This window comes from Muricauda sp. MAR_2010_75 (assembly GCF_000745185.1).
Taxonomy (GTDB): Bacteria; Bacteroidota; Bacteroidia; order Flavobacteriales; family Flavobacteriaceae; genus Flagellimonas.
The window spans coordinates 4,042,979-4,054,346 of record NZ_JQNJ01000001.1 but is presented as its reverse complement, the minus strand read 5'-3'; the positions used below and the strand labels follow the sequence as shown (position 1 = coordinate 4,054,346).

Below are 11,368 nucleotides of genomic sequence, written 5' to 3'. Positions count from 1 at the left end.
GAAAATCTTTAGCATTGCTGGCAAATCTTTCCATTCAAAACTATGCTTTAATCGATGACGTAAACGTTACGTTCTCCAATGGTTTTACTACCATTACCGGCGAGACAGGTGCGGGAAAGTCCATTCTTTTGGGTGGTCTTTCGTTGGTCTTGGGAAAACGTGCAGATTTGACCTCTCTTAAAAATGCTGAGCAGAAATGCGTGATTGAAGCCGAGTTTGACGTCTCAAAATATGGTTTAAAGCCCTTTTTTGCCGAAAATGATTTGGATTATGAGGACCGAACCATTCTTAGAAGAGAAATCCTTCCAAGCGGAAAATCACGTGCTTTTGTGAATGATACCCCCGTTACTTTGGATGTACTCAGGGCTTTGGGCGACCAATTGGTGGATGTGCACTCGCAGCATCAGACCTTGCGCCTTACCGAAAACGACTTTCAGTTGAAGGTGGTGGATGCCTTGGTGGATAATGCCGATACTCTTAGAGATTACAGGAAACATTTAGCAGAGTATAGAAAAACTTCAAAAGAATTGCAGGAGTTGGAAGATTTTCAGACCAGTGCGGATAAGGAGCACGACTATAACAGCTTTCTGCTGAAGGAATTGGAAGAGGCCAAGCTCAAGGATGGCATGCAAGAAGAACTGGAAGCTGAGTATGAACAGTTGAGCAATGTGGAGGAAATTATGGAACAGCTATCCGCTGGATTCCAATTGCTGAATGACGAACAACTGGGCATTTTGGGTCGTTTAGGCGATCTAAAACGTGCCTTTCAGAACTTGTCCGACTTTGGGCCGGCCTATGCGTCGCTAAATGAGAGAATTCAATCCGTATTGATTGAGACCGACGACATTGCTTCCGAATTGGAGCAACTGAAGGATTCCGTTGAAGCCAATCCAGAGCGATTGGAAACGGTAAACGGTCAATTACAGCAATTGTACGATTTGCAAAAAAAGCACCATGTGGCTTCGGTTGGCGAACTCATAGGGATTCGAGAAGAGTTGTCCAAAAAAGTAGAGGCTGTGGCCAACATCGAAACGAAAATCAAAGAAAAGAAAAACGAAGTAGACCAACTTGCCGAACAAGCCGAGGGACAAGCCAAAAAAATACGGAATGCCAGAAATAAGGTGATTCCCAAACTAAAAAGTATGCTCCAAGAGAATCTGCATGCCTTGGGGATGCCATCGGCCAGCTTTAAGATCGAAGTAAATCCTTCAGAAACCTTTAAGCCCAATGGAAAGGATGATTTGGTGTTCTTGTTCTCGGCCAACAAAGGTTCAGACTATGGTGAATTGAAGAAAGTGGCCTCCGGTGGGGAACTTTCAAGAATTATGCTAACCATAAAATCCATCTTGGCTACGTATGAGCAATTGCCCACCATGATGTTCGATGAAATTGATACAGGGGTTTCCGGAGAGATTTCCAATCGTATGGGCGAGATCATGCAGCAGATGAGCCAGACCATGCAGGTGTTTTCCATAACGCATTTGCCCCAAGTGGCCTCCAAAGGGCAGCATCAATTTAAAGTGTTTAAGGAGGAAGGAGAGGAGGGGACCAGTACCCGTATGAAAGAGTTGAGTGGGGACGAACGTGTCCAAGAATTGGCGGAAATGTTGGGTGGCAAATCGGTATCAGAATCCGCACTGGCCCATGCCCGGCAGTTGTTGCAATGATACCCCGTCACCCTGAATTTATTTCAGGGTCTCATCCATAAAGAAGAAAGTAAGAATGGAATGCCGAGACAGGTTCTACATGACGAAGAATCTATGTTGTTATCCATAACAATCAATCAAAATAGAATAATATCTTTGCAGTAGAACCAACAATAGCAAAAAAACTATGGCATACAATCTTTTAAAAGGTAAAAAAGGAATCATTTTTGGCGCTTTGGATGAGAATTCCATTGCATGGAAAACCGCCGAGCGCGTGCACGAAGAAGGTGGAGAGTTTGTGTTGACCAATGCACCAATTGCCATGCGAATGGGTCAAATAAAGGAATTGGCCGAGAAAACCAACTCCGAGATTATTCCTGCTGATGCCACAAATGAGGAAGAACTTAAGAATCTTGTTGAGAAATCCATGGAAATTTTGGGTGGAAAATTGGATTTTGTATTGCATTCCATTGGCATGTCTGTCAATGTTAGAAAAGGAAGGCACTATACTGATGAGAACTACGATTTTACTGCTAAAGGTTGGGATGTTTCGGCACTTTCGTTCCATAAAGTATTGCAGAGTCTATATAAAGCCGATGCCATGAACCCTTGGGGAAGCATTGTGGCCCTGACCTATATGGCAGCACAACGAACTTTCCCGGATTATAATGATATGGCCGACAACAAGGCGTACTTGGAGTCTGTTGCCAGAAGTTTTGGCTATTTCTTCGGAAAGGAGAAAAAAGTACGGGTAAACACCATTTCGCAATCCCCAACACCAACCACAGCGGGTCAAGGCGTAAAAGGATTCGGTGGATTTATCAACTATGCCGAAAAAATGTCCCCGCTGGGTAATGCCACGGCGGATGAATGTGCAGATTATACCGTGACCTTATTTTCCGATCTTACCAGGAAAGTGACTATGCAGAACCTGTTTCATGATGGTGGATTCTCCAATACTGGGGTAAGTCAGGAGGTGATCGATGAGTTTTCCGAATAGCGGTATAATTAGCTATAAGGCTTTTGGTTGTCACATCGAGCGCAGTCGAGATGTGCTGCATTGATAACAATTTAAAGCGTTCTCGACCTTAATTTATCTTGGGCGCAGTCGAAAGACTCGAACTGACATTCAAAACTTCCCATGAAGACATCCTTTTCCATAGTGGTGCCGGTGTACAACAGACCAGAAGAGATTCGGGAGCTGTTGGAAAGTTTGGTTCGGCAGGATTTTAATGCTCCTTATGAAATAGTCATCGTAGAGGATGGTTCTTCTGAAAGTTCGGAAAACATTGTAGAAATATTTAAGGACAAGCTCCAGATTTCCTATTACTTCAAAGAAAATTCAGGACCTGGTGATTCCCGAAACTATGGAATGCAAAAGGCCAAGGGCAACTATTACATCATTTTGGATTCCGATTGTATTTTGCCCAAACAATACCTTATTGAGGTTGACAAAGAACTGAAACAGGAATTTGTGCATTGTTTCGGGGGACCAGATGCGGCTGATGCCTCTTTTTCGGATGTTCAAAAGGCGATAAATTATGTGATGACCTCTTTTTTTACCACGGGAGGCATTCGAGGTGGTGAAAAATCAGTTGGAAAATTCCAACCACGGAGTTTTAATATGGGCATTTCCAAAGATGTCTTTGAAAAGGTAGGTGGTTTTGGAAGGATTCACCCAGGGGAAGACCCTGATCTGACCTTCCGTATTTGGCAAGCGGGATTTGACACTCGACTCTTCCCCAAAGCCTTTGTCTATCATAAAAGAAGAATAGACCTAAATAAATTCTACCGTCAAGTTAACAAGTTTGGAATGGTACGCCCTATTTTGAGTAAATGGCACCCTGGCACAGCACGTCCCACATACTGGTTTCCAACTCTTTTTATGACAGGTCTTTTTGTATCCTTACTATTGGCGTTGGCAGGTATTCTGTTGCCTTTGTGGTTGTATGCCTTTTACGTTTTGATACTATTTTTGGATGCATTGCTCAAAAATAGAAATGTAAAAGTGGCCTTCTTGGCAATTTTTGCAGCACTAACTCAGTTTACAGGATATGGAACTGGTTTTCTGAAGTCTACAATCTTGCTTAACTTTAGTAACAAGGAGCCGGAAGAGCTGTTTCCAAAACTGTTTTTTAAACGGAAGTAAAAGTGTTCAAAAAAGTATTGCACGGCCTCAATCAAAAGAAAGTGAAGGTGTTTTCACTGTTCTTGGCGTGCTCTTTTCTGGCTTGGTTTTTAAGCAATCTCTCGGAAACTTATGAATCAAGGGCCAATTTAACCTTGAATTACAGAAACCTTCCCGACTCCCTTTTGCTGGGAAAAAACTCAGAGAACCTCATTGAAGCCAAGCTACGGACCAGCGGGTTTCAATTCTTGTTTTACAATTTTGTAAAAAAACGCATTGATGTTGATGTGTCGCAAGTGGAATATCAGAATGGGCAATATGTATTGACCGATGATGTGTTGCGAAAACAGATAGATGTGCAACTGTCGCAAAACATTTCATTGTTGGACTTGGATCGGAGTAGACTGGTGGTTGACCTGTATCAAGTTGCTTCAAGGGAAATACCGATCAGGGCCAGTTTAAGTTTACAGTTTCAACAGAATTACATCATGCAAGGCGAACCACAAATCACCCCAGATCATGTAGTGGTAAAGGGTCCGGAAAGCGAGATTGATACGCTGGATGAAATTCAGACCGAACCTATACAACTCACCAATTTGGCCACCGATTTTTCAAGAGATGTGCCCTTGGTCTTTCCCAAAGGATTGGACAATAGCATTTTTTCCATCGGAAGAGTGAACGTTTCGGGCAAGGTGGTCAAGTTTTCAGAAAAGGTTTTTGAAACGCCAATTACTGTGGTCAATTCTCCCGAAGGATACCAGGTGAAGACCTTTCCCAACGCCGTAACCGTACTTTGCAAGGCCACAGTTGAACGGTTAAAAGGAATATCCTCATCAGATTTTGAAGTGGAAGCAGATTATGCACAGTTGAACGGCACAAACAAGAACACTTTGTTTTTGACAATTACCAGAAAGCCAGAAAATATATATGATGTACGTCTCTCCGAGAAGACCGTTAACTTTGTATTGGAACAGCAATGAAAATAGTTGGGTTGACAGGAGGGATAGGCAGTGGCAAAAGCACCGTTGCCAAAATGTTCAGGGAACTTGGGGTTCCTGTGTACGATTCGGATGAGGAGGCTAAAAAATTGATGGTTTCCTCAAAAAAAGTAAAAAAAGCCATTATTGAATTATTGGGGAAGGGGGCGTACAAAGATGCTGTTTTGGACAGGGCGTTCATAGCAGGAAAGGTGTTCAAAGACCCTGAATTGTTGCAACAATTGAATGCCATTGTGCATCCAGCGGTAAGAGCGCATTTTTTAAAATGGGTCCAAAAAAAAGCTGTACCTTATGTTATACAGGAAACAGCACTGATTTTTGAAAATGGAGTGCAAGACAAGTATGACTACACCCTACTGATTACCTCGCCAAAAGAGATACGACTGCAACGTGTCATGGATAGGGATGGAGTGAGTGAACAGCAGGTATTGGAACGCATGAAAAACCAGATAGAGGACGATGAGAAGATGCACCTTGCTGATTTTTTCATCGAGAACGTTGATTTGGAAACCACCAGACAAAAGGTAAAAGACCTTCACGCCAAACTACTGGCCTTATCCGCTTCAAAATTTTAACATTTTTGTTAAGGTTAGGTTAAACGGTAAAACGCCTAAATGTTAAATTTTTAATTTTGATTCAATGAACAAGAAGCTATTCGTTCTTCTGGTCATTCTTATGAGTTTATCCCTTACCGGGATAATCTTTGTTCAGGTTTATTGGATCAGGACATCCATAAACGACAAAGAGGAACAATTCTCAAGGACGGTCACGGACATATTGGACAAGGTGGCGAGCAGGGTAGAGAAGAGGGAGATGAAGGAATATTCCGATCGTTTGGCTTCGCTGGTAGATAGTATTGGTCAGCCCAAAAGCACGCAGTTCAGAAATTTTTTGTTTGTCGACCGGGATTTAAACTCCGATGAGATTCTTTTTTACTCCCACGGAATTCTGGAAGAAGATTACAATATAACATCTACGTTCTTTGATAACATAGAAATAGGAGAGGATACCACCACGTTTAAGAATTATACCAGTAAGCGTACCAAAGCCATTTACAAGGAGGAAACGGGAATAGACGGTAAAAGTTATAGTCTAACACCTATCCAAAGAGCCGAAAAGATAGGCGGACTATCAAGTATGGAGAGAGCTCAATGGGAAGATGTGTTCATGGAGTACGCCAAGACTAGGCCCATTCATAAACGGGTGTCCAATCAGGAATTGGAGTTATTGCTCAGTCAGGAGTTGAAAAACCGGAACATTGACACGGACTATGAATATGGGGTGTACAGCCAAGGTTATCCCACCAAGGTACGATCCAAAAAGTTCAAGTTTTCCGGCACCAAAATGTACAAAGCCCCCATTTTTAAGGATAGTGAGGGCAATAGTAATTTTTCATTGCTCTTGACGTTTCCCAGCATGAAAAAATTCCTGTTCAGGTCCATTATGGGTATGGCATTGCTGTCATTGATCTTTACACTGGTCATTATGATAGCCTATTCGAGCGCCATCTACCAATTGATAAAGCAAAAGCAGATATCAGAGATAAAGTCGGACTTCATCAACAACATGACCCACGAGTTCAAAACGCCCATTGCCACCATCAACCTGGCCGTTGAAGCGATACGCAATCCAAAATCCATTGAGGACAAGGAAAAAGTACTACGGTATTTGGGAATGATCAGGGACGAGAACAAGCGTATGCATGCCCAGGTGGAGAATGTGCTTCGTATCTCGAAGCTGGAAAAAAACCAGTTGGATATTTCCAAGGATAGGGTCGACATCCATGACATTATAGGGGATGCCACTGCCCATATTGAATTGATTGTGCAAGATCGTGGTGGTTATGTCAATGAGCATTTAGATGCCGAAAGATCGGAAGTCTTGGCCAACGATATGCACATGACCAACGTAATTGTGAACATTTTGGACAATGCGGTAAAATACTCTCCTGAGTCTCCCAAAATAGATGTATATACCGAAGTGGTAAAGAACAACATCATTATTAAAATACAGGACCATGGGGCTGGGATGAGCAAAGCTGTCCTAAAAAAGGTGTTTGAAAAGTTCTATAGGGAGCATACAGGCGATATACACAATGTAAAAGGCCACGGATTGGGATTGGCCTACGTAAAACGAATTATAGACGATCACCAAGGCGAAGTTTATGCCGAAAGTGAAAAAGGAAAAGGAAGCACTTTCTATATTAAACTCCCTTTAATTTAAAACAAACTATGGAAACAGAAAAAAAGAAGATATTATTGGTGGAGGATGACCCAAATTTTGGGATTGTCCTAAAGGATTATTTGACCATGAACGACTTTGATGTGGTTCTGGCCAAAAATGGTATGGAAGGTTTTGAAAAGTTCAAAAAGGACAATTACGACGTTTGTATCTTGGACGTTATGATGCCTTATAAGGATGGATTTACCTTGGCCAAGGAAATCCGGGAAAAGAACGAAAACGTTCCGATCATTTTCCTTACTGCCAAGACCATGAAAGAAGATGTTCTTAAAGGATATAAGGCTGGGGCCGATGATTATTTGAACAAGCCCTTTGATTCGGAAGTACTTCTAATGAAACTTAAAGCCATTCTTCAAAGAAAGGCATCCAGCACCTTGGCCGATAGCAAGCAATTTGAGTTCGAAATCGGAAATTTCCACTTAAACTCAAAGCTTCGTTTCCTAAAATATAAAGAAGAGGAACCCATTAAACTATCACCCAAGGAAAATGAGCTATTGCGTTTATTGGCCTTGCATGAAAATGATTTGATGCCACGTGAATTGGCGTTGACCAAAATTTGGCGAGACGACAACTATTTTACGTCCAGAAGTATGGACGTTTACATTGCCAAGTTGAGAAAATACCTCAAACGGGATGATCTAGTGGAAATTCTCAACATTCACGGAGAAGGGTTTAGATTAGTGGTCAAGGCCGAAAATCAATAAAAAAATCCCATAAAACAAAAAGCCACCTCTTGGGTGGCTTTTTTTATCTCTTATTTTATCTGCCCAACAATTTCTTCAATAATTTGATTGGGCTTTTTGCTGATGGAAACCGAAATGGCCCTTGTAGGAGGTTCCAAGGTTTCAAATTGGGATTTGAGCAGTTCAATGGGCATAAAATGGTCTTTACGGGCCTCCAAGCGGGATTTTATCAATTCAAAAGAACCATTTAGGTAAATAAACTCCATACAAGTGCCCACTCCGGCACGCAAAAGGCTCCGGTAGTTTTTCCGCAGGGCAGAACAGCAGATAATGGCTCCGGTATGCCTATGCTCGCGGGCAACTTGGTTCAAGCGTAACAACCATTCTTTCCGGTCTTCGTCGGTGAGCGGTTGACCTGCTTTCATTTTTTCAATATTCTCCTTGGGATGAAAGTCATCCCCATCAAAGAAGGGGTACTTTAATTTTTTGGCAAGAAGTTTTCCCACCGTGGTTTTTCCGGTGCCACTTACCCCCATGACCACCAATACTTTTTTACCGTTGGGCATGGTTGAGGGCTTTAAGTTGCTTGTTTAGTTTTTTCAAAATCAGTTCTTCGTTGGTTTTATGATCTATCCAAAGGATGTTGTCGTTCTTTCGTAACCAGGTCAGTTGTCGTTTGGCAAAACGCCTGGTGTTCTTTTTGATTTCCGAAATGGCAACATCCAATGAACAGTGACCGTCAAGATATTCAAAAAGTTCTTTGTAACCAACTGTTTGCAGTGCATTCAAATGTTTATGGGGATGCAATGCTCTAACCTCTTCCAACAATCCTAGTTCCATCATTTGGTCTACACGGGCATTGATGCGCTCATAAACCACTTCCCGGGGCGCCTCAAGCCCAACATAGAGATGTTTAAAGGGGCGTTTAGGCCTGTTCTGTGACAAAAATGAGGAATAGGGTCTGTTTGCAGCAATGGAAACTTCAAGAGCCCGAATGAGCCGATGGGGATTGTCCAAATCTACCCTTTTGTAATATTCGGGATCTCTGGATTTGAGTTCTTTTTGAAGGTGCTCCAGTCCTTTTTCCTGCAATTCTTGGTTCAAGGATTCCCGAAGCTTGGGATTTACCTCCGGGAATTCATCCAGACCACGTATCACGGCATCCACATAAAGACCACTGCCACCTACCATGACCACAATATCTTTTTCTTGGAACAAACTGTTCAGTAGCGTCAAAGCCTCTTTTTCAAAATCACCAACGGAATAGGGGTCAAAAATGCTTTTATGCTGAATGAAATGATGTTGAACGGCTTCTAGCTCTTCATCCGAAGGGACTGCTGTACCAATTTTCATTTCCTTAAAAAACTGTCGGGAATCCGCAGAAATGATTTCCGTATCAAAATGTTGCGCCAAAAGAATCCCCAAAGCTGTTTTTCCGATGGCGGTCGGTCCTACCACGGCTATCAGTACCTTATTGCTCATAATAAATGACCACAATTATAACAATGGGTAGCATTGTCCCGATGGCCTTCAGCAGAGCAACTGGGGCAAGCTTGGGTGTTTACATGAACCGTGTGGCCATTACTTTCCCTACTTTTTTTATTTCGGGAAAATTCGGCAGTGACAATACCCGTTGGAACGGCAATGATGCCATACCCCAAAATCATAATTACCGTGGCCAAAAATTGCCCCAAAGGCGTTTGGGGGGCGATATCACCATAGCCAACCGTGGTTAGGGTAACAATGGTCCAATAAATACTTGTGGGAATGCTGGTAAATCCGGCTTCATCCCCTTCAATGAGATACATCAAGGTGCCCAAAATGACAGATAGGATCAAAACCACATAAATGAACACGGCAATTTTGGTCCGACTTGCCTTTAAGGCGGATTGCAGTTGTGATGCTTCACCAATAAACTTCACCAATTTCAATATCCGGAACACCCGTAACAATCGAAAGGCCCTTACTGCTAAAAGTACTTGGGATCCCGCAAGAATATAAGAAAGGTATAGTGGAATTGTGGAAACAAAGTCTATAACCCCGTAAAAACTAAAGATATATTTCCAAGGTTTTTTAATGCTGATGATCCGGGCAATGTATTCCAAGCTAAAGAAAATGGTGATGATCCATTCCAGGGTCAGTAAGATTTTATGATGTTGCTCGTCAATATGATCAACACTTTCCAGCATGACCAAGATCACACTTAGAATAATCAATATAAAAAGGACAATATCAAAAAATTTCCCCGCAGGGGTATCGGCCTCATAAATAACCTCATGAAGTTTGTGTTTCCATCCAGAATGTGCCTTTTCATCCGTCAAGTGGCAGAATTTAATGGAACTATTTTGAGCCGGTTGTTTTTTCGCAGATATGACTCAATGATAAAAGTGGTGTTTTCATCACTTGGCATCGATGTCATTATCGACTCCAAGATATGAATATTATTGACTTGATGGTTGAGCTCAACAAACCCAAACCCTTTAAGTTTACCTTCTTTGATCAAAACAAAGCTTCGCTCGCCGGTTTCCCTTCCCTGATCCAAGAGGGCCATGCTCTTACCAAAAACGCTGTACTTGTCAAAGGCCGACAACACTCTTTCATTGCAATCCAAATCCTCATCTTTTGGATTTTTCTGTATGCAAGTTCCCTCAGAATCAATAGAGCAGGGGCATATTTCAAATTCAGAACAGATCTTGTTCAAAAAACTTCGGGCAGAGGGAACCCCATTGAATCCAATCTTCTGATTCGCTCTGGATTTACTGCTTTCGATATCCAAACTGATATGTGCCTCGCCATTTTGTTCAAAATTGATGATATGGGAAAAGAGCTTTCTTCGGTTGATGCTGTTGTGTCTGGGTTTGGTCCTCAGTAGCTCTTGATATTCCTTTAGGAGTGCCACTAATTCGCTTCCGGTTTCCTCAAAAGTGACTTTTTTGGTCTCTTTTTGGAGTTTTCGTGCCAAACTGCCAACATTGGTGAAATGTTGGTTCACTCGTTTCTTAATGTTCTTGGTCTTGCCCAAAAAGATGATTTCACCATCCTTGTCGTGCATGTAGTACACTCCCGTTTCCGAAGGAAGGCTAAAGACCATATCCAATTGCGTTGGGGAGAGTTCTCCATGGGTCTCTTCCCGTACCACATTTTTTATGATGCTCTTATCCGAATCTTTACCAAGCAGCAGTTTAAACAGTTTTAGGGTGGCAATAGCATCACCATTCGCTCGGTGGCGGTCACTCATAGGAATACCCAGGGAGCGCGCCAATTTTCCCAAACTGTGTGACTCTGCATCTGGGAGCATTTGCTTGGATAGGTCAACGGTGCAGAGGGTCTTTCGTTGATAGTCGTACCCCAATCGCCTAAATTCGGTCCGAAGGATGCGATAATCAAATTGGGCGTTGTGCGCTACCAAGGTGGCTCCTTCGGTAATTTCCACAATACGTTTGGCCACTTCATGGAATTTTGGGGCGGAACGTAGCATTTTATTGTTGATTCCGGTAAGTTTTGCCACAAAAGGTTGTATTTCCCGCTCTGGATTTATCAAGCAGATAAATTTGTCCACCACTTTGCGGCCATCAAACCGATGAATGGCAATTTCCATAATGCCCTCTTCATTGTATTTTCCTCCGGTACTTTCTATATCAAGTATGGCGTACATGAAAAATTTGAATCGAT

Annotated in this window: 11 protein-coding genes; 7 read left to right on the top strand and 4 right to left on the bottom strand. The window is 42.3% G+C overall.

The window, feature by feature from the left end:
- The first annotated feature begins 14 nt into the window (after window positions 1–14).
- The 7 genes from recN (at window position 15) to FG28_RS18245 (ending at window position 7,717) form a co-directional block, all read left to right on the top strand.
- Window positions 15–1,667 (top strand): DNA repair protein RecN, encoded by a 1,653-nt coding sequence (gene recN / locus FG28_RS18275; RefSeq protein WP_036385416.1) that lies wholly within the window; start codon window positions 15–17, stop codon window positions 1,665–1,667.
- A 166-nt stretch (window positions 1,668–1,833) separates the two neighbouring features.
- The gene (locus tag FG28_RS18270; RefSeq protein ID WP_036385414.1) at window positions 1,834–2,646 is read left to right on the top strand and encodes an enoyl-ACP reductase; all 813 of its coding nucleotides are present in this window, start codon (window positions 1,834–1,836) and stop codon (window positions 2,644–2,646) included.
- A 141-nt stretch (window positions 2,647–2,787) separates the two neighbouring features.
- Complete coding sequence (locus FG28_RS18265; RefSeq protein WP_036385412.1) at window positions 2,788–3,795, top strand: glycosyltransferase family 2 protein; 1,008 nt, start codon at window positions 2,788–2,790, stop codon at window positions 3,793–3,795.
- Window positions 3,796–3,797: 2 nt separating this feature from the next.
- Entirely contained in the window at window positions 3,798–4,754 is a 957-nt protein-coding gene (locus tag FG28_RS18260; RefSeq protein ID WP_036385410.1) for a YbbR-like domain-containing protein, read from the top strand.
- Window positions 4,751–5,347, top strand: coding sequence for a dephospho-CoA kinase (coaE, locus tag FG28_RS18255; protein WP_036385409.1), 597 nt, complete (start codon window positions 4,751–4,753; stop codon window positions 5,345–5,347). Before FG28_RS18260 ends, coaE begins: the two co-directional genes overlap by 4 nt.
- Before the next feature lie 64 nt (window positions 5,348–5,411).
- Window positions 5,412–6,995, top strand: coding sequence for a sensor histidine kinase KdpD (locus FG28_RS18250; protein ID WP_036385408.1), 1,584 nt, complete (start codon window positions 5,412–5,414; stop codon window positions 6,993–6,995).
- Between the two features lie 8 nt (window positions 6,996–7,003).
- Window positions 7,004–7,717, top strand: a complete 714-nt coding sequence (locus FG28_RS18245; RefSeq protein WP_036385407.1) for a response regulator transcription factor — start codon at window positions 7,004–7,006, stop codon at window positions 7,715–7,717.
- A gap of 50 nt (window positions 7,718–7,767) precedes the next feature.
- On the opposite strand, the gene FG28_RS18240 is transcribed toward FG28_RS18245, so the two are convergent.
- From FG28_RS18240 to FG28_RS18225, 4 genes are read right to left on the bottom strand one after another with little or no spacing between them, the layout of a single operon-like run.
- Window positions 7,768–8,262 (bottom strand): gluconokinase, encoded by a 495-nt coding sequence (locus FG28_RS18240; RefSeq protein WP_036385406.1) that lies wholly within the window; start codon window positions 8,260–8,262, stop codon window positions 7,768–7,770.
- Window positions 8,249–9,178, bottom strand: coding sequence for a tRNA (adenosine(37)-N6)-dimethylallyltransferase MiaA (gene miaA, locus FG28_RS18235; protein ID WP_036385405.1), 930 nt, complete (start codon window positions 9,176–9,178; stop codon window positions 8,249–8,251). Before miaA ends, FG28_RS18240 begins: the two co-directional genes overlap by 14 nt.
- Window positions 9,175–10,017: an ion transporter gene (locus FG28_RS18230; protein ID WP_036385404.1), complete on the bottom strand. Its 843-nt coding sequence runs from the start codon at window positions 10,015–10,017 to the stop codon at window positions 9,175–9,177. The genes miaA and FG28_RS18230 overlap by 4 nt, the downstream gene beginning before the upstream one ends.
- Entirely contained in the window at window positions 10,014–11,351 is a 1,338-nt protein-coding gene (locus FG28_RS18225) for an exonuclease domain-containing protein (protein WP_036385403.1), read from the bottom strand. The genes FG28_RS18230 and FG28_RS18225 overlap by 4 nt, the downstream gene beginning before the upstream one ends.
- Window positions 11,352–11,368 lie beyond the last annotated feature (17 nt).

What these genes read in the sequence shown, in the direction of transcription:
- FG28_RS18245 (WP_036385407.1), top strand. Translation starts at nt 7,004, where the DNA reads ATGGAAACAGAAAAAAAGAAGATATTATTGGTGGAGGATGACCCAAAT.
- miaA (WP_036385405.1), bottom strand. Translation starts at nt 9,178, where the DNA reads ATGAGCAATAAGGTACTGATAGCCGTGGTAGGACCGACCGCCATCGGA.
- coaE (WP_036385409.1), top strand. Translation starts at nt 4,751, where the DNA reads ATGAAAATAGTTGGGTTGACAGGAGGGATAGGCAGTGGCAAAAGCACC.
- FG28_RS18265 (WP_036385412.1), top strand. Translation starts at nt 2,788, where the DNA reads ATGAAGACATCCTTTTCCATAGTGGTGCCGGTGTACAACAGACCAGAA.
- FG28_RS18270 (WP_036385414.1), top strand. Translation starts at nt 1,834, where the DNA reads ATGGCATACAATCTTTTAAAAGGTAAAAAAGGAATCATTTTTGGCGCT.
- FG28_RS18240 (WP_036385406.1), bottom strand. Translation starts at nt 8,262, where the DNA reads ATGCCCAACGGTAAAAAAGTATTGGTGGTCATGGGGGTAAGTGGCACC.
- FG28_RS18250 (WP_036385408.1), top strand. Translation starts at nt 5,412, where the DNA reads ATGAACAAGAAGCTATTCGTTCTTCTGGTCATTCTTATGAGTTTATCC.
- FG28_RS18225 (WP_036385403.1), bottom strand. Translation starts at nt 11,351, where the DNA reads ATGTACGCCATACTTGATATAGAAAGTACCGGAGGAAAATACAATGAA.